The sequence below is a fragment of the Bradyrhizobium sp. KB893862 SZCCT0404 genome (genome assembly GCF_018130885.1).
GTDB classification, from domain to species: domain Bacteria; phylum Pseudomonadota; class Alphaproteobacteria; order Rhizobiales; family Xanthobacteraceae; genus Bradyrhizobium; species Bradyrhizobium stylosanthis.
The window spans coordinates 44,186-68,884 of record NZ_JAFCLT010000008.1 but is presented as its reverse complement, the minus strand read 5'-3'; the positions used below and the strand labels follow the sequence as shown (position 1 = coordinate 68,884).

23 protein-coding genes are annotated in these 24,699 nt (G+C 66.5%); 11 read left to right on the top strand and 12 right to left on the bottom strand.

The window, feature by feature from the left end; genetic code table 11:
* Positions 1 to 176: 176 nt before the first annotated feature.
* Complete coding sequence (locus tag JQ617_RS27920) at positions 177 to 1,622, bottom strand: helix-turn-helix domain-containing protein (RefSeq protein WP_212029124.1); 1,446 nt, start codon at positions 1,620 to 1,622, stop codon at positions 177 to 179.
* Positions 1,623 to 1,852: 230 nt separating this feature from the next.
* On the opposite strand from JQ617_RS27920, the gene JQ617_RS27915 reads away from it, so the two are divergent.
* The 3 genes from JQ617_RS27915 (at position 1,853) to JQ617_RS27905 (ending at position 4,478) form a co-directional block, all read left to right on the top strand.
* Complete coding sequence (locus JQ617_RS27915; protein ID WP_145667765.1) at positions 1,853 to 3,487, top strand: isocitrate lyase; 1,635 nt, start codon at positions 1,853 to 1,855, stop codon at positions 3,485 to 3,487.
* A gap of 30 nt (positions 3,488 to 3,517) precedes the next feature.
* Positions 3,518 to 3,727 carry a DUF4170 domain-containing protein gene (locus JQ617_RS27910; RefSeq protein ID WP_008560963.1) on the top strand — a complete coding sequence of 70 codons (210 nt, stop codon included), beginning with the start codon at positions 3,518 to 3,520 and terminating at the stop codon, positions 3,725 to 3,727.
* A gap of 196 nt (positions 3,728 to 3,923) precedes the next feature.
* On the top strand, positions 3,924 to 4,478 hold the full coding sequence (locus tag JQ617_RS27905) for a hypothetical protein (protein WP_212029123.1): 555 nt from the start codon (positions 3,924 to 3,926) through the stop codon (positions 4,476 to 4,478).
* A 97-nt stretch (positions 4,479 to 4,575) separates the two neighbouring features.
* Here JQ617_RS27905 and JQ617_RS27900 read toward each other — a convergent pair whose 3' ends face one another.
* Positions 4,576 to 5,457 (bottom strand): metallophosphoesterase family protein, encoded by an 882-nt coding sequence (locus tag JQ617_RS27900; RefSeq protein ID WP_212029122.1) that lies wholly within the window; start codon positions 5,455 to 5,457, stop codon positions 4,576 to 4,578.
* Between the two features lie 92 nt (positions 5,458 to 5,549).
* Between JQ617_RS27900 and JQ617_RS27895 the strand changes: the two genes are divergently transcribed.
* Positions 5,550 to 6,041: an NUDIX domain-containing protein gene (locus JQ617_RS27895; RefSeq protein WP_212029121.1), complete on the top strand. Its 492-nt coding sequence runs from the start codon at positions 5,550 to 5,552 to the stop codon at positions 6,039 to 6,041.
* A 3-nt stretch (positions 6,042 to 6,044) separates the two neighbouring features.
* On the opposite strand, the gene JQ617_RS27890 is transcribed toward JQ617_RS27895, so the two are convergent.
* The gene (locus JQ617_RS27890) at positions 6,045 to 6,422 is read right to left on the bottom strand and encodes a DUF2304 domain-containing protein (RefSeq protein WP_212029120.1); all 378 of its coding nucleotides are present in this window, start codon (positions 6,420 to 6,422) and stop codon (positions 6,045 to 6,047) included.
* Positions 6,423 to 6,484: 62 nt separating this feature from the next.
* The gene (locus tag JQ617_RS27885; protein ID WP_212029119.1) at positions 6,485 to 7,213 is read right to left on the bottom strand and encodes a glycosyltransferase family 2 protein; all 729 of its coding nucleotides are present in this window, start codon (positions 7,211 to 7,213) and stop codon (positions 6,485 to 6,487) included.
* Positions 7,214 to 7,478: 265 nt separating this feature from the next.
* On the opposite strand from JQ617_RS27885, the gene JQ617_RS27880 reads away from it, so the two are divergent.
* From JQ617_RS27880 to JQ617_RS27870, 3 genes are all read left to right on the top strand, one after another.
* The gene (locus tag JQ617_RS27880) at positions 7,479 to 8,618 is read left to right on the top strand and encodes a hypothetical protein (RefSeq protein ID WP_212029118.1); all 1,140 of its coding nucleotides are present in this window, start codon (positions 7,479 to 7,481) and stop codon (positions 8,616 to 8,618) included.
* A gap of 53 nt (positions 8,619 to 8,671) precedes the next feature.
* Positions 8,672 to 9,190 (top strand): GNAT family N-acetyltransferase, encoded by a 519-nt coding sequence (locus JQ617_RS27875; protein ID WP_212029117.1) that lies wholly within the window; start codon positions 8,672 to 8,674, stop codon positions 9,188 to 9,190.
* A 117-nt stretch (positions 9,191 to 9,307) separates the two neighbouring features.
* Positions 9,308 to 9,790 (top strand): GNAT family N-acetyltransferase, encoded by a 483-nt coding sequence (locus tag JQ617_RS27870; protein WP_212029116.1) that lies wholly within the window; start codon positions 9,308 to 9,310, stop codon positions 9,788 to 9,790.
* 267 nt (positions 9,791 to 10,057) lie between these two features.
* Here JQ617_RS27870 and JQ617_RS27865 read toward each other — a convergent pair whose 3' ends face one another.
* The 7 genes from JQ617_RS27865 to JQ617_RS27835 form a co-directional block, all read right to left on the bottom strand.
* On the bottom strand, positions 10,058 to 12,448 hold the full coding sequence (locus JQ617_RS27865) for a TonB-dependent receptor (protein WP_212029115.1): 2,391 nt from the start codon (positions 12,446 to 12,448) through the stop codon (positions 10,058 to 10,060).
* Between the two features lie 148 nt (positions 12,449 to 12,596).
* Entirely contained in the window at positions 12,597 to 13,001 is a 405-nt protein-coding gene (locus tag JQ617_RS27860) for a DUF2946 family protein (RefSeq protein ID WP_212029114.1), read from the bottom strand.
* Positions 13,002 to 13,375: 374 nt separating this feature from the next.
* The gene (locus JQ617_RS27855; protein WP_212029113.1) at positions 13,376 to 15,439 is read right to left on the bottom strand and encodes a hypothetical protein; all 2,064 of its coding nucleotides are present in this window, start codon (positions 15,437 to 15,439) and stop codon (positions 13,376 to 13,378) included.
* A complete protein-coding gene (locus JQ617_RS27850; protein WP_212029441.1) occupies positions 15,436 to 15,585 on the bottom strand; it encodes a hypothetical protein in 150 nt (49 codons plus the stop codon). Before JQ617_RS27850 ends, JQ617_RS27855 begins: the two co-directional genes overlap by 4 nt.
* On the bottom strand, positions 15,582 to 18,395 hold the full coding sequence (locus JQ617_RS27845) for a DUF4159 domain-containing protein (RefSeq protein ID WP_212029112.1): 2,814 nt from the start codon (positions 18,393 to 18,395) through the stop codon (positions 15,582 to 15,584). Before JQ617_RS27845 ends, JQ617_RS27850 begins: the two co-directional genes overlap by 4 nt.
* Positions 18,392 to 19,336 carry a DUF58 domain-containing protein gene (locus JQ617_RS27840; protein ID WP_212029111.1) on the bottom strand — a complete coding sequence of 315 codons (945 nt, stop codon included), beginning with the start codon at positions 19,334 to 19,336 and terminating at the stop codon, positions 18,392 to 18,394. Before JQ617_RS27840 ends, JQ617_RS27845 begins: the two co-directional genes overlap by 4 nt.
* On the bottom strand, positions 19,336 to 20,334 hold the full coding sequence (locus tag JQ617_RS27835; RefSeq protein ID WP_063692094.1) for an AAA family ATPase: 999 nt from the start codon (positions 20,332 to 20,334) through the stop codon (positions 19,336 to 19,338). The genes JQ617_RS27840 and JQ617_RS27835 overlap by 1 nt, the downstream gene beginning before the upstream one ends.
* Before the next feature lie 276 nt (positions 20,335 to 20,610).
* Here JQ617_RS27835 and JQ617_RS27830 point away from each other — a divergent pair, with 276 nt between their 5' ends.
* The 4 genes from JQ617_RS27830 to JQ617_RS27815 are packed head-to-tail and all read left to right on the top strand — an operon-like array spanning position 20,611 to position 23,429.
* The gene (locus JQ617_RS27830; protein WP_212029110.1) at positions 20,611 to 21,222 is read left to right on the top strand and encodes a DUF1285 domain-containing protein; all 612 of its coding nucleotides are present in this window, start codon (positions 20,611 to 20,613) and stop codon (positions 21,220 to 21,222) included.
* Entirely contained in the window at positions 21,219 to 21,890 is a 672-nt protein-coding gene (locus JQ617_RS27825) for a CoA pyrophosphatase (RefSeq protein WP_212029109.1), read from the top strand. The genes JQ617_RS27830 and JQ617_RS27825 overlap by 4 nt, the downstream gene beginning before the upstream one ends.
* Positions 21,887 to 22,150, top strand: a complete 264-nt coding sequence (locus JQ617_RS27820) for a DUF6111 family protein (protein WP_212029108.1) — start codon at positions 21,887 to 21,889, stop codon at positions 22,148 to 22,150. The genes JQ617_RS27825 and JQ617_RS27820 overlap by 4 nt, the downstream gene beginning before the upstream one ends.
* Positions 22,151 to 22,160: 10 nt before the next feature.
* Entirely contained in the window at positions 22,161 to 23,429 is a 1,269-nt protein-coding gene (locus tag JQ617_RS27815; protein ID WP_212029107.1) for a CCA tRNA nucleotidyltransferase, read from the top strand.
* Positions 23,430 to 23,515: 86 nt separating this feature from the next.
* Here JQ617_RS27815 and JQ617_RS27810 read toward each other — a convergent pair whose 3' ends face one another.
* On the bottom strand, positions 23,516 to 24,415 hold the full coding sequence (locus JQ617_RS27810; RefSeq protein ID WP_212029106.1) for an AraC family transcriptional regulator: 900 nt from the start codon (positions 24,413 to 24,415) through the stop codon (positions 23,516 to 23,518).
* Positions 24,416 to 24,699: the final 284 nt, after the last annotated feature.

Here is a 24,699-nt window from a genome sequence, read left to right as displayed (position 1 = left end):
GTCGCCGAGAGTGACGAGGGCGGCTGCATTTTTGGTCGTCATGCCGGGACAAGCCCGGCCATGACGGATGAGAGAGCAGGGGCCAGATGCTGCTGCACGCCTGGCTCGTTGGGTCCCGGCTCTGCGCAGCAGCGTTGCACGCTGCAGCGCGTCCGGGACACGAGACCTCTGCCCCCTCACAACTCCCGCGCGTTCGAGAACGCGAAGCTCGACACACGCCGCGTCGTCTCATCCAGGATCAGCGTGCGCGTGATCGGCGGCTCGGCGCGCTGGGCGCAGTTTTCGCGTTCGCAGAGGCGGCAGTTGACGCCGATCGGCGTGCCCTCGGCTTTCTCCAGGTCCATGCCGGCCGCATAGGTCAGGCGCGCGGCGTGGCGGATCTCGCAGCCGAGGCCGATCGCAAAGCGCGGCTGCGGCAGCGGATGCGGTGCCACGGGACGTCGCACCATCTGCGCGATCGAGAAATAGCGCGTGCCGTCGGACAGCTCGATCACCTGCTTGAGCAGGCGATCCGGCGTGTCGAAGGTCGAATGCACGTTCCACAGCGGACAGGTGCCGCCGAACTTGGAGAACGGGAACGTGCCTGATGAGAAGCGCTTCGACACGTTGCCGGCGTTGTCGACGCGCAGCAGGAAGAACGGAATGCCGCGCGCGTTCGGCCGCTGCAGGGTGGTGAGGCGATGGCAGACCTGCTCGAAGCCGGAATTGAAGCGCTGCGCCAGCACGTGGATGTCGTAGTTGAGCGCTTCGGCGGCGGCGAGGAAGGCCGGGTAGGGCATCATCACGGCGGCCGCGAAGTAATTGCCGAGCGTGATCCTGAACAGCCGCCGTGGCGCATCGTCGAGCGGACCGGCGCGGCCGATGATGGTCTCCATGGCTTGCGCGCATTCGCCAAGCCCGAGCTGGAAGGCGAGCTGGAACGCGCGGCCGGGCGGGTCCACCAGCTCGGAGATCAGCAGCTGGCGGCGATGGCGATCGAAGCGCCTGAGCGTCTCGCGCATCACGTCCACGGGCATGATGCGGGTCTGGATCGAATGCTTTTCACGCAGCCGCGCGACGAGGGCCGCGTAAAGGCTCTCGGCCGGCACGTTCAGCTCGTCGCGCAGGTTTTCCGCGGCCTGCTCGAGTTCCGGAAAATAGTTGCGGTTGGCCTCGATCAGCTCACGCACGCGCTCGACCGGGTTGGCCTCGAAGCGCGTGCCGACGTCGCGGTCGGCCATCTGGGCCGCGGCCAGCGTCTCGCCCTGGCGGGCCTCGGTATAGGCGGCGTAGAGCCGCTGCAGCGCGTGGGTGACGCCGGGGCAGAGCTCGGCGAGGTCGCGCAGTTCCTGCTTGGGAACGTCGATCTGGCGGAACAGCGGATCGGAGAAGATCTCGTTCAGCTCGGCGAAGAAGCGGTCCTCGTCGGCGGTGGCGAGGTCGCGCAGATCGAGGTCGTAGGTCTCGGCCAGCCGGAGCAGGATCTGGGCGGTCACCGGGCGCTGGTTGCGCTCGATCAGGTTGACGTAACTGGGCGAGATCCCGAGCCCCTCGGCGATCTGGGTCTGCGACAGCCCCAATTGCTGCCGGATCCGCCGGAAGCGTGGGCCGACGAACAGTTTCTTCCCGGACTCGGCGGGCATTCTCAGATCTCCGTGCGCGTAAAGGACAGTCTCGCTGACCTATTTGTTACATTTTTTACAAAATAACATCTATTACATGTTCTGATGTTACATGACATCACCATTCGAATACAAGCCATCTGTACGAGCTTCCCTTTCTCGCGTTTATCTCATGACACGCATTTCGCAATGCATTGTCAAAAATGTCGATGACGAGCCTAGCTCGCCATCACTCGAGAAGGATCAGGCACATGAACTACCAGCCCCGCGGCATCAGCACCCTCCAGGGCCCGTCCTCGTACCAGGACGAGGTCAAGGCGGCCCAGGCGCTCCTCGAGACCCAGCCGACCTGGAACGGCGTGTCGGCCGAAGCTGTCGCGCGCATGCGCCTGCAGAACCGCTTCAAGACCGGCCTCGACGTCGCCCGCTACACTGCGGCGCTGATGCGCGCCGACATGGCGGCCTATGACAAGGACCCGACCAAGTACACGCAGTCGCTGGGCTGCTGGCACGGCTTCATCGCCCAGCAGAAGCTGATCTCGGTCAAGAAGCATTTCGGCGGCAAGACCGATCGCACCTATCTGTATCTCTCGGGCTGGATGATCGCGGCGCTGCGCTCCGAGTTCGGCCCGCTGCCCGACCAGTCGATGCACGAGAAGACCTCGGTGCCGGCCCTGATCGAGGAACTCTACACCTTCCTGCGTCAGGCGGATTCCCGCGAGCTCAACGACATCTTCCGCCTGCTCGACAAGGCGCGCAAGGAAGGCGACAAGACCCGCGAGCAGGAGCTGATCGCGAAGATCGACAACTTCCAGACCCATGTCGTCCCCGTCATCGCCGACATCGATGCAGGCTTCGGCAACGCGGAGGCGACCTATCTGCTCGCCAAGAAGATGATCGAGGCGGGCGCCTGCGCTCTGCAGATCGAGAACCAGGTCTCGGACGAGAAGCAGTGCGGCCATCAGGACGGCAAGGTCACCGTGCCGCATGAGGTGTTCATCGCGAAGATCCGCGCGTGCCGCCACGCCTTCCTCGAGCTCGGCATCGAAGACGGCATCATCGTCACCCGCACCGACTCGCTCGGCGCCGGCCTGACGCAGCAGATCGCCGTCAGCCACAAGCCGGGCGATATCGGTGACCAGTACAACAGCTTCCTCGATTGCGAGGAGATCACCGCGGAGAACGCCCGCAATGGCGACGTCATCATCAACCGCAACGGCAAGATGATGCGTCCGAAGCGGTTACCCTCGAACCTCTACCAGTTCCGTCCGGGCACCGGCGAAGACCGCTGCGTGCTCGACAGCATCACCTCGCTGCAGAACGGCGCGGACCTGCTGTGGATCGAGACCGAGAAGCCGCATATCGAGCAGATCGCCAAGATGGTCGACCGCATCCGCAAGGTCATCCCGAACGCCAAGCTCGCCTACAACAACTCGCCGTCGTTCAACTGGACCATCAACTTCCGTTGGCAGGTCTACGACGCGATGAAGGAAGCCGGCAAGGACGTCAGCATGTACAACCGCGCCGAGCTGATGAAGCCGGAGTACGACAGCACGCCGCTGGCGATCGAAGCCGACGAGCGCATCCGCACCTTCCAGGCGGATTCGGCCAAGCGCGCCGGCATCTTCCACCACCTGATCACGCTGCCGACCTATCACACGGCCGCGCTGTCCACCGACAACCTCGCCAAGGAGTATTTCGGCGACCAGGGCATGCTCGGCTACGTCAAGAACGTGCAGCGCCAGGAGATCCGTCAGGGCATCGCCTGCGCCAAGCACCAGAACATGGCCGGCTCCGACATCGGCGACGACCACAAGGAGTACTTCGCGGGTGAGGCGGCCCTGAAGGCGGGCGGCGCCCACAACACGATGAACCAGTTCGGCTAACGCACCACGAGTTTCGAGAGGAGACTGACAATGACCAAAGGCAGCAATTTCTGGGTGATCGGCGGCGAGTTCGGTTCGATGAACTTCCACAAGCTCGTGGAAGGCTCGGCCCAGGTCAAAGGTCCGTTCAAGACCCGCAAGGAAGCCGAGGACTGCTGGCGTGAGGTCTCGGAAGAGAGCCGCCACAAGGCCGGCGTCCGCTTCTCGATCGTGGAAGAGCCCTCGCGCGTCTCGGCTTAAGGGCCGGGTCGCCGACCTGAACTAAGAAGACGTCCAAGGACGGATGGTCCCATCCAGGCTCTGCCTGGGTGGGATCGTCTGTTTTTGGCACAGGTTACGCGCCTGTGGGTGCCGTAAGTATCTGGAATTGTGGGGCCTTTGCGGGCAGCTTGGTTGCTGATAGGTTAACCGCGAAAAGTCGAGGACGAGGCCGACAATGTCAGAGCCCGAGACCAGCGGGACCCATCCCGGCCAGCCGCGCCCGGTGCGGCTGCGCGATGCGCTGCTGCGCGCGCGGATCGAGGCCGCCGACCGGACCGGCGTGGTCGTCGACCTCAGGGACGCCGAGGTGGCGCGGCTCGAGATCCTCAACGACGCGCTCGATCCACTGTTCGCCCAGGTGCCCGATCAGATCGACCTGTTCGACCGCGGCATCAGCCAGGGCGATACGCCGCGGCTCTGGATCGACGTCGTCGCCCACATCATGATGGGGCGCGACAAGCGGATGTACCGCTTCGTCCAGGATACGCGCTTCGGCCGCATCGTGCTCGCCGAGTCGCACGACACGGCTGTCATCGTCGAGGCCGTCACCGACTATGTCGCGCGGCGCATTGTCGAGCGCGAGCGCGCGATGGTGGTCCCGCCCGAGCCGCAAGCCGAGGTCGCGCCGCCGCCGCAACGTTCGCGCTTCTGGCCGTTCGTGCTTGGCTTCGTGCTCGGGGCGGCCGCGCTGTTCGGCCTCGCTTTGCTGGCGGCCTTGCGGAGCTGGTGATTCTCGGCCGTCGTTCCGGGGCATGCGAAGCATGAACCCGGAATCTCGAGCTTCCGGATTTGATGCCGGCACATCGCTCCGGAATGACGGCGTGACCTCAGACCAACCTGACCTGCTTGATCTGCCCGATCTGGAATCCCGATCCCAGCGCCCGCACGGTCTGCTCGCAGCGCCAGCCGGTGTTGTCCTTCTCGATGCTGAACAGATTATACGCCGCCGCCGGATAGTGGCCGTGCGCGAGCGCGGAGGCCGAGGGCACGCCGATCGCGGGAATGTTGCCGTTGGGACCCTCGAACCACATGGTCGAATGAATGTGGTCGTGCCCGTGCAGGATCAGTTCGACGCCGTGGCGCTTCAGCAGCGCCAGCAGATCGGCGGAGTCCGTCATCCGCTTCTGGCGCGCCTTGGATTTCAATGGATGATGCACCAGCAGCACGCGGAAGACGTCTTCAGTCGCGAGCCCTTCGAGCAGCGCGGCGAGCGCGGCGAGCTGCTCGCGCCCGAGCGTGCCCGTCGCCATCAGCGGCAGGGTCGGCACCGCCGTGGACAGGCTGATCAGTGCCAGCGGCCCGCGCCGGCGCAGGCTCGGAAATCCGATGCGGCCGTCGTCGCCGGCAAGATAGGGCGCGAAGGTCTCGCCGAAGCGATGAAAGGTGGCGCGGACATAGGCGTCGTGATTGCCGGGAATGGTGGTGACGCGGTCGGGCGGTCCGACCCCGTCGAGCCAGGCGCGCGCCGGCGCGAACTCGGCCTCCATGGCGAGGTTGACGAGATCGCCCGTCACGGCGATGTGGTCGGGCGCCTGCGCCCTGACGTCGGCGACGAGCGCGTCGAGCACCTCGCGGCGCTGGTATTTGTGGCGGTTGCGCGTCCAGTTGACGTAGCCGAGCACGCGCTTGCCGGCGAGCTCGACCAGCCGCGGCTTCGGCAGCGGCGGCAGGTGCGGGTCGGACAGATGGGCGAGCGTGAAGGGAGCCATGACGCGCGATTGCCTCGCTATTGCTGAGCTGTAATGGCAAGGTCGCGCGAACTGCGCAAGCAGGGCCTGACGAGGGGATTTGAGGGAGCCTGATGGGGGAGCGTCTGAACCGCGTCCGACGGAAATTCGAGCCGCTGCTGCGGCGGATCTTCCACACCTGGTTCCTGCTGGCGCGCGGCATGACCCTCGGCGTCCGCGCCGTGGTGCTGGACGCCGAGAACCGGGTGTTCCTGGTCAGGCACAGCTACATCCAGGGCTGGTATCTGCCCGGCGGCGGCGTCGATCTCGGCGAGACCATGGAGCAGGCGATGCGGCGCGAGCTCAAGGAGGAGGGCGACATCGATCTCACCGGCGAGGCCGTGCTGCACGGCATCTTCTTCAACGACCACGTCTCGCGCCGCGACCACGTCGCGGTCTATGTCGTCAGGCATTTCCGGCAGGACCGGCTGCCTGCGCCCAACCACGAGATCGTCGAATGCGGATTCTTCGCGGTCACGGCGCTGCCCGAGGGCACCACGCAGGGCACGCGGCAGCGCATAGCCGAGGTGATTGGCGGACAGAAGCTGATCGCGACGTGGCGGTGAGATCTAGCCGCCGGACCGGCCGCGCTCCTTCGCCTGCAGCTCCAGCGCCATCAGGCTCTGCTCTTGGATCAGCGCGCAGTTCTGCCGCTCGAGCTTGTGCAGCCGCGCCGTCATGTTGTGCATGAAGGCGAACACCACGAGGAACAGCGCGCCGAACATCACGACGAACGGGAACACGACGCCGGTCAGGTGGCTGACGAGATAGGCGAGGCTGGGAAACAGCGCGAAGCCCGCGGGGATGATCGCCACCATGGACAGCATCAGGAAGTCGTAGAGATCGAACTTTCCCTGCATCGTCTTCTTCAGCAGCACCAGCATGTAGATCAACGCGAAAGCGGAGATGACGACGACGGTCTCCAGGCTCGGAAGGACGATTGTCATGGCGCTTCCTCAGACTGCTTCGATGGTTGATGGGTTCGAATGGGCAAACCGGGTTCGCGGCGTCATGGCGCTCGCACCAGGCGCGCGAGCAGGATGTAGCCGAGAACGCGGATCATGTAGCTCGCCGATTTCAGTCCGTCGATCGAGCTGACGCCGGTCTCGCGCGGACGCATCTCGACCGGGACCTCGTTCACCGTCAGCCCTGCCCGCATGGCCCAGGCCAGCGAGATCGGCTCCGGAAAATCCGTCGGATACGATCTGGCGAAGAAGGCGATGGCGGAACGGTCGAGCAGCCGCATGCCGCTGGTCGGATCGGTGATGCGGCCGCCTGCAAAGAGACCGTTGAGCGCAAGCACGATCAGGCGGATGCCGGCGCGGCGCATGCGCGTGGAGCAGAAGCCGGAATTGTCGATGAAGCGGCTTCCGATGGTGATGTTGGCGGGGTCCTTGCGATGGGCGTTCAGGAGCGTCGCGATCGCGCGCGGATCGTGCTGGCCGTCGCCGTCGATCTGGATGCAGAAATCGAAGTCCTGACGCGCCGCGTATTTGATGCCGGTCTGCACCGCGCCGCCGATGCCGAGATTCTGCGTGAGGCGCGCCACCGGCGAGGAGCGGCTCGCCACCGCGGACGTCGCATCCGACGAGCCGTCGTCGACGACCAGCGTGTGGTAGTCGCAGCCGGTCGCAGCGATCTCGTTCAGCAAATTGCCGATCGAGGCCGCTTCGTTGAAACAGGGGATGACGAGCAGGATCCGCGGTGCGGAACCCGACGGTGCATCAGCAACGCACATGCCGGTCGAACCCAATTCCCTGTTGGCCACGCCCCCTTGCCCCCGCAAATCCTGGCGCATGATCCGGAAAGATGTCTATCGATTTTCCGAAAGTATCATGCCCCAACAACCCTGAGCGCGATGACGATCGATCAAGGTCTGATCGCGCTCCAGCCTTGCTATACTTGCCGATGCTTTTCCTGTACAGGCGGCAGAACCCTTTTCAAGCTGCGCCAGGCGCGCCTGGCAGATCATTATGAAATCCGTAAAAATACTAATTTCGATTTTGTTTCTGGCAATTCTGGCCAGCAATGTTCGCCTGATCTCGTATTGGAGCGAGAGCCGCGGCGTCTATGACGACATCTGCTATCTCAGGCAGGCGCATCTGTTCCAGCGCTTCGGATGGCAGGGGCTCGACACCAATCTCGCCCATGAAACCGACGGCTATCTCGCGGGCAAGTTGCGCAGCATCGGTTATCCGGATTGGAACGACGCGACACGCGCGCCTTGCCACACCCTGACCGCCGACGGCAGCAAATCGGTGATGACACCGCCGCCAGGCACGGGTTTCGTGCTGGCGCTGTTCCCCGAGGGGTTCCAGGTCGTTCCGCTCTACGCGCTCGCGAACATGATCATCGCCGGCTTTGCGCTGTACGGCGTGTGGCGGGCGCGGGAGTCCGTATCGCTGGCGCTCGTCGCCATGTTCGGACTGCTCTCGATCTACTTCATGATCAATCCGACCAAGGCCAGCTATTCGATGGCGCCGACCATGGTCGTCTGTGCGTTGACAGGTCTTTTCACAGCAAGGCTGTTCGCCGGCCAAGGCCGCCGCCTGCCGACGATCGCCATCGTTGGTGTCCTGCTCGGCCTGTCCGCGAGCTTCAGGATCGCCAACGTCGTGCTTGCGGCCGGCTATTTTCTGTTCTTCGGATTGTCGTTCCTGATCCAGCGCAACCGCGAAAGCTTCGTGTCGGGCCTTGCGCTCGGCTTCGCGTTCCTAGTCGGTTTGTTACCGGTGCTGGCAGCGAACCTGGTCAATTCGGGCAATCCGCTGGTCTCGGCCTATGGCGGCCCCGACACGGCCGCACCGCACCTCGATCCCGCCGTCCTGCACGCATATCTGACCGACATGCAATTCCAGTTGGCGGTGATGGCCTGCGCCTGGACCGCGTTGCTCTGGCGTTTCGCGAACCAGGCCGGCGCCCGGCAACTGGCGCTGCTGGTGGCGGGCAATCTTGCGCTGAATCTGGCGTTCTTTGCCACGCACCCGGTCTTCACGCAGTATTACGTCATGCCGGTCGTGATGCTCTCGTTCTGGACCCTGCTGTTTGCGACCATCTTCGCCCGAAGCCCGATTGGTGGTCGAGTCCGGTACGAGGCCGATGGACCCCGGCCCGCCGAGATGTTATCCCGCTCCCCTCGTTGACGCGTTTTCGTGACGCGAACCCGGGTCCATTTCGCTCGAAGACGCATGCCCAAATGAACGATCTCTCGGTCACCATCCTTCCCGAAGCCGCCGGCGATGCCCAGGCGATCGAACGGCTGCACGAGCGCACCTTCGGTCCGGGCCGCTTCGTGCTCAGCGCCTATCGCATCCGCGAGCATGTCGACCATCTGCTCGACGTGTCCTTCACGGCGCGCATCGGCACGCTGCTGGTTGGTTCGGTCCGGCAATTGCCGGTGCTGGTCGGCGACACGCCAGCGCTGCTGCTCGGGCCGCTCACGGTCGAGCCGCCGTTCCGCGACCGCGGCATCGGCCGCCAGTTGATGGAGCGTGCGCTGAAGGACGCCGGGGAGAAAGGCCACCGCCTCGTGCTGCTGGTCGGCGACGAGCCCTACTACAGTCGCGTCGGTTTCAAGCCGGTCCCGAAGGGCCGCGTCGCCATGCCGGGCCCGGTCGATGCCGCCCGCATCCTGGTGTTCGAGCTTGTCGACGGCGCCTTCAATGGCGTTTCGGGGCAGGTGATCCCCGACTGGAGCAAGGCGCGGGCAGGGTAGGGATCGTCTTTCGTAGCCCGGATGAGCGAAGCGACATCCGGGACAGAAGCTCTGTCGCGACAGGTTTCCCGGATATCGCTTCGCTCATCCGGGCTACGATCATTCGGAGTCACGGCGATGCAGGTGCGGCCCGCTAGTACCGGTGAGATCGATCATCTCGCGCAGGTGTGGCACGACGCCTGGCATGGATCGCATGCCGCGCTGGCGCCGCCCGAACTGGTCCGCCTCCGTACGCTCGCAAGCTTTCGCGACCGGTTGGCGGTCATGCTTCCCGGCATCAGCGTCGCCGGCCCGGCCGGCGCACCGCTCGGCTTCTGCGCCATCAGGAATGACGAATTGTACCAGCTCTTCGTGTCGTCGCTGGCGCACGGCACGGGCGTCGCCGCGGCGCTGATCGCCGACGCAGAGGCGCGGCTCGCCGCGCGCGGCGTCGAACTGGCGTGGCTGGCCTGCGCCATCGGCAACAATCGCGCTGCGCGGTTCTACGAAAAGAGCGGTTGGCGCAACGCCGGCCAATTCGTGATGATGTCCGACACGTCGAACGGGCCGTTTCCGGTGGACCAGTGGCGCTTCGAGAAGCGGCTGACGCGCTCGGCGTGAGTGCGTAGCCCGGATTTCGCTGCGCTTCATCCGGGCTACAGCCCTTGATTTAGAAGCGCATCGGCGCCTCATGCTCCGTCATTGCGAGCCACCGGGTCCGCGCGTAGCGCGGCCCGATGACAGGCTCAGCGAAGCAATCCAGAATCTTTCCGCGGAGGCAGTCTGGATTGCTTGGTCGCATCAGCGCAAAATTGCTTCGCAATTTTGTCGCGAGCTCCTCGCAACGACGGTGTGTACCGGGGCCTGTGGGCCTCGGCTGTCGCAAGCCTAGAACTTGAAGTTCGCAAACGCCCGCACGCCGATGCCGGGCATCAGCACCTCGTCCTTGGTGTAGGACACCGAGTTGCGGATGCTTTCGTTGAGGAGATTGTTGCCGACGATGCCGGCGATCATCTCGCGTGCGCCGAACCGGCTCGGATCGAGCTTGGTCTTGTAGCTGACCTCGGCCTTCAGCAGGTTGTAGCCCGCTGTCGGCGTCTCCGCGATCACGGCGACATTGTCCTGCGCGAAGGCGTGCAGCAGGTTGACACGCATCAGCCAGTTGTCGTCGCGCCAGAACACGCCGCCGCCCATCCGCAGCGGCGGAATGCGCGGCACGTTGGTGCCGTCGCTGAACGTGGCGCGGACGAAGTCGAACTGGTTCTCGATGCCCCAGATGCCGCCCTGGAACGCGCCGACGTCGAGCTGCGACTGGAATTCGCCGCCGCGGAAGTTGGCGTTGCGCTGCGAATAGACCGCCTGGTTCAGCTCGGCGCCCGGATTGCCGCACGAGGCGAAGTCGTCGTCGCACATCACGCCGGTGAGCCGGCGATAGATGAAATTGTCGAAATGCGTGTAGTAGACGGTCGCCTCGAAGCGGAACGGTCCCGTCGCCCTGCGCACGCCGAGCTCGACCGACTTGGCGGTCTCGATGGTGAGATTGGGGTTGCCGATGTCGAAGGTCGCGGTCGCATCATGGCCACCGCGGGAGAACAGCTCGGCCGCCTTCGGCGCGCGCTCGACATATTGCGCGGTGATGCTACCGACCATGCCGCCGGGCAGGTCCTGCAGCAGGCCGATGCTGCCGCTCTTCGGCGTGAAGGAGGGATTGCGCGAGATCGCAGCCTGCGGTGTGCCGTCGGGCAAATAGTCGGCGGGGAAGTTAGGCGTCGTGCCGTGCAGCTCGACATGCTCGATACGGCCGGCGATCTGCGCCCGCGTCGCTTCCGTGAACCTGAACTCGTTGAAGGCGTAGCCGGCAACGCGCGTGCTGTTGTTCGGGTCCCACAAGCCGTTGAACAGCGTGCCGGGATTGTCCGGGCTCGGCGCGCTCAGTTCCTGATGGCCGACCTGGAAGCCCAGCGCCGTCGTCACCTCGGCGAAGCGCGCGTTGAACGGCATCAACTGCACCTCGGTGCGGATTTCCTGCTCCTTGTTGGTGAAGGTCTGCCTGATGCCGTCGCTGTTGAGGTCGGCGGGATCGGCGAGGCCAATCTCGTTGTGGCGGTAGTCGGTCGCCCCGGCCCAGAAGCGGATGGTGTCGATCGCGGTCGCGTCGGGGCGGTACTCGCCCTTGACGTTGATCTTGGTCTGATGACCGTCGATCCGCGTCTGGTGGTCGGCGCCGTCGATGCCGGGGATATGGTAGAGCGAGTCGTTCTGCGTGATCGCCGCGCCGATATAGCCGCCCTGGAAGAAATAGGAGCCGCCGATCGAGGCGCCGTCCGAGCGCGTTGCCGAGTTCGGCTGACGTCCGTTCACGGGACGCGTCTGGTCGTTCAGATAGGGATAGGCGGGAATGTTGTAGTCCGAGGTCGTGCGGCCATAGGCGTCGGCATGGAAGGCGAAATTGCCGCCGCCGGTGTCGAGCAGCACGCCGCTCTCGACGCCGCGATCGACCGAAGAGAACGCGGTGCGCGTCTCGGCGGTGACGCAAGGCGACGTCGCGGTGCTTGCGAGCGGGGCCTTGGTCGGCAAGCCCCAGGTCTGGAACGACGGCGCGCAGGACGGCAGCGCATCCGGAATCCGGTTGTTGGTGGCGCTGACGACGCCGCCGATCGAGGTCGAGCCGTAGCGCAGCGCGGCCGGGCCGCGCACCACTTCGACCTGGTTGGTCGCGAGCGGATCGATCGGCACGAAATGATCCTCGCCGAGATCGGAGGCGCCGCCCGAATTGGTGCCGTTCTCGACGATGCCGACGCGGTTGACGTCGAGACCCCGGATGATCGGCCGGCTGGACGCGCCGGGCGCGAAGCTCGAGCCGGTGATGCCGGGCTTCGAGAACAGGAGATCGCCGAGCTGGCCGCCGCCTTCGCGGCGGATCTCCTCGTTCGGCACCACCGTGACCGTGGCGAACTGGTTGGTCACGACGGACAGCACGCCCTGCTGGGGCGCGGCCGGCGCGGGGGCCGCAGGCGCAGCTTCCGCCGTGCGTTGCTGGCTGCGCGAGCGTCCGGTGCGCGCGACGCGGACCGGGCTGCGGGTCGGCACCACCCGGCGCACGATCGGGCTCGGCGCCGTCACGGTGACGGCCGGGATCTCCGTCGACGACTTGTCCTGCGCGGGCGCCTGTGCCGGTGCCTGTGCGAGCTCCTGGGCGAGCGCGGATGTGGCGGCGGCGCCGAGCAGGAGCAGGCTCGCTCCGCCCAGACGCTGCACGCGTCGCAATTCAAATGACATGGTCCTGATTCCACTCAGGCGCCGTCCGCATATGGATGTGTTGATCGGAGGCGGCCTGCCGTCGCGGCGCGACGGAATTCGACTTCAGCTTTTCCCGGCCGATCGCCTGCAAGCGGCGAGGGCGGGCGTGATCAAGTGATGGCTGGAGTCAGGACGCGGGAGGGGCGCGCGGCTGGAATGCCGTGCTGGCCGATTTCAGATGGATGAATTCGGCATCGGTCGTGCGGTAGAGCAGCTCGATCGCCTGCGGCAGCTGCAGCAGCGGCGGCGTCGCCGACAGGACTGTGCCTGCCATCGCGATGATGGCGCAGATCGCGCAATTGTCGTCGCCCGGCTGCTCGCGGTCGGGGGCAGAGGGCGATTGCTTCTGGACCCCAAGCCGGTCGACCGAGCCGACCGCCTTGGCGCCATCGGTCTGCTGGAACGAGCTTGCTGCGAGCGGGGCGGCCTGGGCGAACCAATGGCTGTGGCCGAACGTCAGCGCGAGCTGCACCAGCATCGCGAACAACGCGAGCCGGGCACCGTGCCTGATATGCGACCGGAACCACTTCATCTGCCACCCCACATCGCGAGGCGCCAATCCGAGGGCGTTGCGATGTTATAATGTAACATCGCGCGATTGGTCGGCGGATGTCAACGGCGGTCGGCCCCCCGAGCTCAGGCAGCCGGCCCGATGTGTCGTTCGGGCAACTAGCGACTTGAGCCCGGCCTATCGCCGCGACGGAGGTGCGTTCCCTCCCCCCTTGCGGGGGGGGCTAGGGAGAGGGGTAGCCCAGCAAAAGGTACCGATTGTTGACGATGCATCGCGAGTAGTGAGTCACGGAAAGAATCCCCGTGTGGCACCCCCCTGCCCCTCCCCCGCAAGGGGGGAGGGAACGGAGAGAGCTACGCTGGTGGCAGAACTCGATCCGACTTCAATCCAGCGGCCTACCGCCCCTCGCGCATCCACGTCGCCGCGAACGCGCCGAGCAGCAGCAGGAGGCCGATGAGGCCGGCGAAGATCGGCAGCACGCCGACGCCCTTCACCACGCTGGCGTCGCGCATGCGCACGCCCATCCAGCCGTCGCCGGCGAAGACGCTGGTCGAGCGCGACGGCACGATGCGCGGCAGCTCGACGCTGCTGCCGTCGACGACGCGCACGGCGTTGCCGCCGGTCGCTTGCGTCAGCGGTTTCAGGGTCTCGGTGGTGGAGGTGACCTCCGAAAACTCCTTCGGATTGGTCGGGCCGACATTGATCAGCGCCTTCAGCGTGCCGTCGGTCGCCTGCCACAGGCCGAGCTCGTTGGCGGGCAGGGTGGCGCGCCACTCGCCGGGATCGCCGGCGCTCAGCGTCAGGTCCTGCGACACGCCCGACGGCGAGGTCACGCTCACGGGCTGGACGCTGTCCGACATGGTCTGGCGAACCACGACGAGATTCTTGCCTTGCACCTGGAGGCGCAGCGCTTCCTCGTCGAGGTCCGGCTGCTTCATCAGCCAGTGCGACATCCGCCTGAGCAGATCGAGATGCGGACCGCCGCCCTCATATCCGCGCGCCCACAGCCAGATGTGATCGGAGAGCAGCAGCGCGACGCGCCCTTCGCCGAAGCGCGACAGGAACAACAGCGGCTTGCCGTCGAGGCCCGTCATGACAGGCGGGTTGACGGAATTGCGGGTGTCCACCGTGCGGAAGAAGCGGCTCCAGCGCGGCGGCTCGGATGCGGAGCCTTCCAGCCCGCGTGTCACCGGATGGCGTTTGCCGATGTCGGACAGGTGCGCATAGAACGGCTTCTCGCTCACGCCGACCGGCTCGGCCGGCAGCACCGAGTCCAGCGGCGTGCGCCAGATGCTGGTGTTGGAGGCGTAGTCGGGACCGGCCGAGACCAGCACCGCGCCGCCGGCGCGCACATAGCGCGCGATGTTATCGAAATAGGCGATCGGCAGCACGCCCTGGCGGGCATAGCGATCGAAGATGATCAGCTGGAATTCGTTGATCTTCTGCTGGAACAGCTCGCGGGTCGGAAACGCGATCAGCGACAATTCGTTGATCGGCGTGCCGTCCTGCTTCTCCGGCGGACGCAGGATGGTGAAGTGCACGAGGTCGACGCTGGCGTCGGACTTCAGCAGGTTACGCCAGGTACGTTCGCCCGAATGCGGCTCGCCCGAGACCAGCAGCACGCGCAGCTTGTCGCGCACGCCGTCGATGGCGACGACGGCGCGGTTGTTGACCGGCGTCAGTTCCTTCTCGAGCGGCGAGGCCTCGATCTCGACGATGTTCGGACCGGCATGCTTGATGTCGACGTTGACGCTCGCGCTCTGGCCGCTGGAGAGCGTGCGCTCGTTGATGACCTCGCCGTCGCGGCGCACCGTGACCTTGGCGCGCTCGCCTGAGACGCCCTGGTCGTCGAGACGATAGGTGATGGTCTGGGTCTGCCCGACGATGCCGAAGCGCGGCGCCGCCGTGATCGCAATGCGGCGGTCGCGCTCGTCCTTCTGTCCGGTGATCAGCGCATGCACCGGCGCCTGGAAGCCGAGCGCGGAGGCGCTCGCGGGAATGTCGTGGACGCGGCCGTCGGTGATCAGGAACGCGCCGGCGACGCGATCGACCGGCACGTCCGCCAGGGCCGAGGCGAGCGCGCCGAACAGCCGTGTGCCGTCGGTCTCGCCGTCGGCCTGCCCGGCCTCGACGACGCGGACTTCGAGCCCCTTGATCTTCTTCAGCCCGTCGACTAGCGCTTCCTGGGCCTGCGCGGCCTCGCGATTGCGGTTGCCGAAATTCTGGCTCGGGCTCTTGTCGACGACGATCGCCGCGACCGAGGTGAGGGGATCGCGGTCCTCGCGCGTGAAGGAGGGATTGGCGAGCGCCAGCAGGAACAGCGCCAGCGCGGCCACGCGCACGGCTGCGCCGCGCGCACGCGCCACCGCCAGCAGCAGCGCGATGACGACGATCGCAGCCAGCGCGAGCCAGAGCACGATCGAGGGAACAAGCGGCGTGAACGCGATGCCGTAATTCATGGCGTCACTCTCTCGGCATCGTCATGGCCGGGCTTGTCCCGGCCATCCACGCCTTGCCATGCGGCAAGAAGGACGTGGATGCCCGGCACAAGGCCGGGCATGACGGCTTCATTCTGGCGGACATTCGATTTCAACACCCGCATCATTGCCCCAGCCGTTCGATCAGGGCCGGCGCGTGCACCTGGTCGGCCTTGTAGTTGCCGGTCAGCGTGTACATCACGATGTTGGCGCCGGCACGGTAGGCGAATTCGCGCTGGCGGGGGTCGCCGCTGGTCACCGGCAGCATGTACTGGCCGTCGGGGCGCACGGCCCAGGCGCCGGCGAGATCGTTCGAGGTGATGATGATCGGCGAGACGCCGTCGCCGCCACGCGCGGGGCGCTGTGCGCTGTCGTCGTCCTCATCGCGCGGCAGGGTCTCGACCCAGGTCTGGCCCGTGTTGAAGCGGCCGGGGAAGTCGCGCAGGAGGTAGAAGGTCTTGGTCAGCACGTGCTCGCGCGGCACCGGCTCGAGCTCGGGCACATCGAGCGAGGACAGGATTTCGCGCAAGGTGCGCATGCCCGGCGTCTGCGAGGCGGTGTTGTCGCCCGGAGGTGCCTCGTAGGCGTCGCGGGTGTCGAACAGCACGGTGCCGCCCTGCTTCATGTAGGCGTCGATCTTGTTGATGGCGTCCTGCGGCGGCTTCGGCGCGCCGGGCACGATCGGCCAGTAGATCAGCGGGAAGAAGGCGAGCTCGTCGCGCGCGGGATCGATGCCGACGGGATCTCCGGCTTCCAGCGCAGTGCGCTGCGCCAGGAACAGCGTCAGCCCGGTGAGCCCGGCCTTGACGATCGAATCGACGTCGGCATTGCCTGTCACGACATAGGCGAGACGTGTCTGCGACACCGCCTTCATCGCGAACTCGTCGGCCGCGCTGTCGGCACGCGACGGCGCCGGCGACAGCGCAACGGAGCCCGCAAGCACGAGGCCGAGGACGATCATCGCGGGGGCGGCACGGCGGCGCAGCAGCGCGGCGAGGCCGCCGCCGAGCAGTGCGACGATGATGGCGTCGATCAGGAACAGGCCGAGCGCGGTCGACAGCAGCCAGCCGCGCAGATCGCGCGGCTCGGCATTGGTGTAGGTGGCGTGCCGGGCGCGCAGGCTCGCAGTGTTCAGGGCGGCGATGCGGTCGGCGCTGGCAAGCGTGTTCACGGCGAGCGGTCCTTCTGCAGGACCATAGAAGCCCGGCGGATGATCTGATGTGGCGCGGTCGCGGTAGTCCGCAGGCAGCGGCTTCGCGGTCGCCGGCGGCGGGCCGAAGGCGCCAAAACCGTCGAGGATATGCAGCGGCGCCACTGTTTCAGTGGTCCCCTCGCTGGCCACGCCGGCGCCGGGCTTGGAGGTGTAGCCGGACATGTCGACGACACGCCGCAGCATCTCGACGAAGATGCCGGACATCGGCAGGTCCGACCAGCGCATGTCGGCACTGACGTGGAACAGGCTGACGATGCCCTTGCCGCGATGTTCGCCGGTGACGAGCGGCGTGCCGTCCTCAAGCGAGGCCCAGCTCTTGGTGGCGAGCACGGCGTCGGGCTCGGCCAGCACCTGCCGGCTCACGGTAACATCCTTGGGCACGGTGACGCCGGCGAACGGGCCGTCGGCGGCGAAGGAGGCGAGATGCTGCGGCTTCTCCCAGGTCAGGCTGCCGCCGAGCGTGCGGCCGCCCTTGCGCAGCTTGACCGGCACGAGATCGTCTTCGGCTTGCGCGAGCCGCGGGCCGGCGAAGCGCACCAGCACGCCGCCCTGGTCGATCCAGGCATTGAGGCGCTCGCGGATCTCGGGGGCGATGGTGCCGACATCGGCGAGGATGATCATCGGCAGCTTCTGGTCGAGGAACTGCGTGATGCCCTGCTGCGGCGAGCCCTTGTCGGCGAGCCTGACGTCGGCGAACGGCGCCAGCGCGCGCGTGAGGTAGAAGGTCGGCGCCAGCAGCGGCTGCGCGGTCTCGCTGGTCGAGCCCGAGACGATGCCGATGGCGCGGCGGCGCCAGCGCTTGTCGAGCAGCTGCACCGCGCCGGCGGAACGCTCGCCCGAGATCTCGAGCCGGGTGATGTCGTTGCGCAGTTCGACCGGCAGGTCGAACGATGCGTCGGTCTCCTTGTCCTGCGGCCCGAAGGCGAAGCGCGCTTCGCCGATCGGCGAGGCCTTCTGGTCGAGCGCGCGCACGGTGCCGGCGGCGATGCCGCTGTCGGTGCGCAGCACCTTCACCGTCATCTTCGCTGCGGCGTTCTCGGCCGCCACCAGCGCAAGCGGCGAGGAGGTGCCGCCTTCGAAGATGGTCAGGCTGCGATCCCCCAGGGTCTTGCCGAGGCCGGCCACGAACTCCTCGCCGCGGCCGGTGTCGACGCCGTCGGAGAGCCAGGCGATCTCGCAATCGCCGTTGGCTTTCAGGAAGCGGTCGACGGCGGCGAGCGTCTCGACGCGGTCGATCGAATAGGGTTTTGGCGCGAGCTGGCGTAGCGCGACGCGCGCGGCGCCCGCCGGCATCAGGGTGATGTCGCGGTTCGGCTCGGACAGCGGCACCAGCGCGATGGCGCGGCGGTCGTTGTCGGCGTTGGCGATCAGCTCGTCGGCGGCCCTGACCCTGACGTCCCAGTTCGAGGCCGCGCTCCAGCCGTCGTCGAGCATGATCATCAGCGGCGCCTTGCTGCCGGCAGCTCCAACCTGCGGATTCCAGATCGGCCCGGCAGCGGCGAAAATGACGAGAGCCGCAGCCAAAAGGCGCAGCGCGGTCAGCCACCACGGCGTCCGCGACGGCGTCTCTTCGCGCGGGGCGATGTCGAACAGCAGGCGGGTCGGCGGAAACTCGATCCGGCGCGGCCGCGGCGGCATCACGCGCAGCAGCCACCACAGCACCGGCAGGCTGACGAGGCCGATCAGGAGCAGCGGTTCGGTGAAGGCGAGCGGCAATCCCATCATGCGGCCGGCCCCGCCTTGATGGTGGTGGTGCGCGCGCCCGATTTGCTCACCTGCATGCCGGCGTGCAGATACAGCAGCAGCTCGGCGGCGGAGCGGTCGGTCGCATGCGTCGTGAACAGCCAGTCGAGCTTCGAGGTCTCGGCGCGGATCTGGTCGCGATGCAGCGCGAGGCGCGCGGTGTAGTCCTGCGCCCATGTCTCGGCGCGGCCGGCGGTGATGACGCCAAAGCCTTCCGGCTCGACGAATTCGACGCGGCCGGAATAGGGGAACGATTCCTCGGCGGGATCGACGACTTGCACCAGCGTGCCGTGCGCGCCGGAGCTGGAGAGCCCCGCGAGCGTGTCCTTGATCTCCGCGATCGGCGACCAGAAATCCGACAGCACGATGATTTCGGCGAGCGCCGCGGGAACGAAGGACGGCGGCAGGCTGAGGCGGTCGGCATCGTCATGCAGCATCGCCTGCGCCATCTTGTCGATGACGCTGCGGCTCGCGGTCGGTGCCATCAGCCCGGGAATGCCGACGCGCTCGCCGCCGGAGACCAGCAGCTCGGCCAGCGCGAACGCGACGATCAGCGTGCGCTCGAGCTTGGACTCGCGCGCGGCCTTCGAGGCGAAGGCCATCGACGGCGAGCGGTCCGGCCAGATCCAGACCGTGTGCGAGGCTTCCCATTCGAGCTCGCGGACATAGAGATGGTCGTCGCGCGCCGAGCGGCGCCAGTCGACGTTCTGCGCCGGCTCGCCGGAGACGAAGCGGCGGTACTGCCAGAAATTCTCGCCGGAGCCGGCGCGGCGCCGTCCATGCAGGCCGTGGATGACGTTGGCGGCGATGCGGCGGGCTTCGAGCACCAGGCGTGGCAGCGATGCGGCGAGCGTACGGCTTTCGCCATCGGCACGTCGTATCGCGATGATCTCCTTCGCCGTGTGCCCGTTTTCTGCCGCCATCAACCGATCCGTGTCTTCAATTGCCGGATCACGTCCGGAATCGTGCGGCCTTCGGCGCGCGCCTGGAACGTCAGCGCCATGCGGTGCTTGAGCACGGGCTCGGCGAGGTCGAGCACGTCGTCGATCGAGGGCGCGAGGCGGCCGTCGATCAGCGCGCGGGCGCGCACGGCGAGCATCAGGGATTGGCTGGCGCGCGGGCCGGGGCCCCAGGCGATGAACTTGCCGGCTTCGCCGCTCTCTGCGCCCGGACGGGCCGAGCGCACCAGCGAGAGGATCGCCTCCACCACGGAATCGCCGACCGGCAGGCGGCGGACCAGGCGCTGCGCGGTGATCAGCGCATCTGCGCTCATCGAGCCCTTGGCGAGCGTCTCTTCCGCGCCGGTGGTCTCGAACAGGATGCGGCGCTCGGCGTCGCGGTCGGGATAGTCGACGTCGATCTCCATCAGGAAGCGGTCGAGCTGCGCTTCCGGCAACGGATAGGTGCCTTCCTGCTCCAGCGGGTTTTGCGTCGCGAGCACGTGGAAGGGTTTTGGCAGGTCATGACGCGCGCCGGCGACGGTGATGTGCTGCTCCTGCATCGCCTGCAGCAGCGCCGACTGCGTGCGCGGTGAGGCGCGGTTGATCTCGTCGGCCATCAGGAGCTGCGCGAACACCGGACCGGAGATGAAGCGGAAGGCGCGCTTGCCCGCGGTGCTCTCGTCCAGCACCTCGGCGCCGAGGATGTCGGAGGGCATCAGGTCGGGCGTGAACTGGATGCGCTTGGCGTCCAGACCCAGCGTGACGCCGAGCGTCTCGACCAGTTTTGTTTTCGCAAGGCCGGGGACACCGATCAGAAGGGCGTGGCCGCCGGAGAGGATCGTGACCAGCGTGTTCTCGACCACGCGGTCCTGGCCGAAGATGACGGAGCCGATCGCCTCTTTCGCCGCGCGAATCTGACCCGACACCTGCTCGGCCGAACGAACGATCCCGTCCTCGAGTTTCTCGACACTCTCCGCCATTCGCTCGCTCCTTCAGCCCGCCATGCGGCTCGCTTGCGTGGTCACGTCAGGTCATCACGCCAGATCATGGGCCTATGCTAGACTTGCAGGAAGGCCATGTATTCGTTGAATTAACCTATCCCCACCTTATCGGCTTCGGGTTATGTACGGCATCACGAAGTGGCGACCTCCCACACCGGATAAATCCGGGGTGGAACCGTCCACCGGCATACAACGTAGACCTGCACCAATCGTGCCAAACGACATCCGTGCCAAATGACAAAGTCAGGGCAAACCATGGCGAACCAAGGGCAGAGCGCCGATCGTGGTCTCGAGGGGCTGACTGCCGCCGCCAGAAGTGCTGCCGGTGCCGAAGGCGCCAAAAAGGGCCTGCCTCCGGTGCATCTGTGGAATCCGCCGTTTTGCGGCGATCTCGACATCCGAATCGCGTCCGACGGTACTTGGTTCTACATGGGGACGCCAATCGGGCGTCACGCCCTCGTGCGCCTGTTCTCGACCATCCTGAAGCGCGAGGGTGACAAGCATTTCCTCGTGACGCCGGTGGAGAAGGTCGGCATCCGCGTCGACGACGCGCCGTTCATGGCGGTCGAAATGCTCAAGGCGGGCGAGGACAACCATCGCGTGCTGAGCTTCCGCACCAATGTCGACGACTGGGTGACCTGCGACGCCGCGCACCGGCTGCGCTTCGAGCAGGCGGCGGACGGCGGGCTGACGCCGTATCTGCACGTCCGCGCCGATCTCTGGGCCAAGGTGACCCGCGCGCTCTACTACGATCTGGTTGACATGGGCGAGGAGCGGATGGTCGATGGCCAGCCGATGTTCGGCGTCGAGTCGGCCGGCGAATTCTTCGCCATGGCCGACGCGGAGCAGGTGAGGGCCGCGCTTTGAACAAGCCTATTCTGAAGAGCGACCCCGTTACGACCGGCGCGGCGGATTTCTTCGCCCGCTCGCGGGCCCGGCTCGGCTTCGACGTGCCGCCCGGCCTCTACGACCCCAACATCATCCCGGCCTCGGGCGATCCCGGCACCGACAAGATGCTGGAGATCATCGCGCGCGAGCAGCCGGTGCGCCCCGCGGCGGTGCTCATCGCGGTGGTCGACCATCCCGAGCCGACCATTTTGCTGACGCAGCGCTCGGCCCATCTCAACGACCACGCCGGCCAGATCGCCTTTCCCGGCGGCAAGATCGACGCGACCGACTCGTCGCCGCTCGATGCGGCGCTGCGCGAGGCCGAGGAGGAGGTCGGCCTGTCCAGGGACTTCGTCGAGCCGATCGGCTATCTCGATCTCTACGGCACCGGCTTCGGCTTCCGCATCCTGCCGACGGTCGCGAAAGTGCGGCCCGGCTTTGCGCTCACCATCAACCATTCGGAGGTTGATGACGCGTTCGAGGTGCCGCTATCCTTCCTGATGGACCCGGCGAACCACCAGCTGCACAGCAAGGAATTCCGCGGCATGGAGCGCTTCTACTACGCCATGCCGTTCGCGGAGCGCTACATCTGGGGTGCGACGGCCGGGATGCTGCGCGTGCTGTATGAGCGGATCTACTCGTCATGATCCGGCCGGTCCTGACCGAGATCGGAATCTTCCTCATCCCTTTTGCCGTCTATGCGCTGTTCCTGGCCGCCACCCGGTCCGGCCTGTTCGCGCGATCGTCCTGGCCGGTCACCATCGTCGCCCGCCTCGCCCTGGTCGCGCTGGCGCTCGTGATCGCCGGCCTGATCGGCCTTGCGCATTTCTCCGGCGGCGGACCGGATTCGACCTACATTCCCGCCCATATCGACAACGGCAAGTTCGTGCCGGGCACGGAAAAATAGGGGCTGGGCGATGAGCGCGGAGCCGATCCTTGCACCGATCCTTGCCGATGCGCCCTGGTTGACGGCAGGCGGCACCGCGCGCGTCCTGCAACTGCTCAACGCGGACGGCGAGGAGGCGCGCGTGGTCGGCGGCGCCGTGCGCAACGCGCTGCTCGGCCTCGTGCCCGGCGACATCGACATCGCGACCACCGCCCTGCCGGACGAAGTCGTGCGGCGCGCCAAGGCTGCCGGCATCAAGAGCGTGCCGACCGGCATCGACCACGGCACGGTCACGCTCGTCATCGACAGCCTGCCTTACGAGGTCACGACGCTGCGCGAGGACACCGAGACCTTCGGCCGCAAGGCGAAGGTCGCGTTCGGCCGCGACTGGGTCAAGGACGCCGAGCGGCGCGACTTCACCATGAACGGCCTGTCGGTCGATGCGGCAGGGATCGTGCACGACTATGTCGGCGGGATCGCGGACGCCAGGGCGCGTCGCGTCCGCTTCATCGGCGATCCCGACCAGCGCATCGCCGAGGATTATTTGCGCATCCTGCGCTTCTTCCGCATCCACGCCGCCTTCGGCGCCGGCGAGCCCGACCGCGACGGCTCTCTCGCCTGCATCCGCGGCCGCGCGGGGCTCGCCAGCCTGTCGGCCGAGCGCGTGCGCATGGAGATGCTGAAGCTGCTGGTCGCAGGCGGCGCCTCCGCGGCCGCGCTGGCGATGGCCGATGGCGGATTGCTGCAGGCGCTGATCGGCGGCGTCGCCTATACCGGGCCGCTCGAAGCGATGATCGTGATCGAGCGCGAGCTCGGTCTGTCCGCCAGCGCCACGCGGCGCCTCGCCGCCCTGACGGTGGCCGTCACGGAAGATGCCAAGCGCGTCGCGACACGCCTGCGGCTCTCCAATGCCGAGGCCAAGGCGCTGGATTCGATGGGCCATCGCTGGTGGCGCTTCGCCGCCATGGACGAGGCCCATGCACGGCGCTTGCTCTACCGGCTCGGCCCCGAGCGCTATCACGATCGCGCGTTGCTCGGCTGGGCGCGGGCCGCGGGCGAGGTGCATTCGCCGCGCTGGCGCGCGCTCGCCGGGCTGCCGCAGCGCTGGACTGCGCCGAAGTTCCCGCTGAAGGCCGCCGACTTCATCGCGCGCGGTCTCGCCGAAGGGCCCGCGCTCGGACATGTGTTGACGCTCGCCGAGGACGCTTGGCTTGCGGCGGATTTTCCCCTGGAGCAAGCCGCGCTCGCTTCCATCGCCGATCAAGCTGCGACACGTGTCAGCCGCGACGGGAAAACGTGACCATCGCTTCAGGCTTCGCCGACAGTTGATGGTGTTGTTTGCAGACTTGCGCAGAGCGTCGGGTCCGCGCCCGGCGGAAAATCCGATTATGGGTCGCTGTGGTTCGTTCCCATGCGATATTGCGTCGGTGAGCAGCCGAAGTGAGCGCGGAAGCGGCGATTGAAGTAGGTCACTTCATTGAAGCCGCAGGCGAAAGCGATGTCACTCACCTTCGTGTCGTCGTAGCGAACGTCCGACAGCATCGCCCGTGCCTTCTGCAGGCGCAGTTCGAGGACGCGCTCCGAGAATGTCGCGCCGCCTTCGAGCAGCAAATCGCTTGCATAGCGACGCGACAGATGAAGGGCATCCGCGATGGTCGTGATCGACAGGGACGGTTCGGCGAAGCGCTTTTCGATGATCGCGGTCAGCTCGCGCTGCCGCGCGGCGCGCAAGCCGCGTTCCGCCGCAACCTCCGCGACCTCACCGCGCGCGCCGAGTGCCAGCACGATCAAATCCCCGAGCATGGCTTGCGCGTGACGTGTCAACGCCTGGTCTTCGCAGACCTCGTCGGCATCGAGGAGAAAATCGATGGTGCGCTCGAGATGTCGTACCGCCGGATTGGCCGGGTCGAGCAACGTGGCCGGACGGTTGTCGGCATGCGGAACGAGCTTCAGAATTTGCGCACGAGGTATGGACGCCAGATTCCAGGCCGTGAGGCCGTTCGTGAAGCTCGAGACCGGTTGGGCGACGTTGAAGGCGACCACGCTTCCCTGTTTCAGCTCGACGCCCTGGTTTCCCACCGTCCACAATTGCGGCTGAGGGCTGCGATAAAAGCCGACGAGAATATCGTCGCGATCATTGGTCACGTGCTTGCGCGTGCGCACGTAATGCCCCGTCGTCGTGGCAAACCGGCTGACGCTCAACTCGCCGAGCAGAACATTCGTCGACGCGGTGTAGAATGGCTGGTCCTCGGCATGCTTCATGTCCGCATTGCCGAGCTGCTCCATCCATATGTCGTGCCAAAGGCGGAATCGGGCTCTGTCATTCAGATGTGATGGAAGCTGGTCCGATGAAAATTCAATCTTAGGCATATCCGTCCAAAATCCTCGCGCGCCGGTTCCACTCGTATCATGATCGCCGCGCGAAAGGCATCCACCTCCCTTTCCACCAAGCTGCCGCAAAAGCGGACAGTCGTGCATCTCAGGTCAAGTTCAGCGCCGGACAGGTCAAGTCTGCGGCTGCCGACCGTTGCGCCCAAACAACATTCAGCGGCGATCCCGCTGCCGTGCCG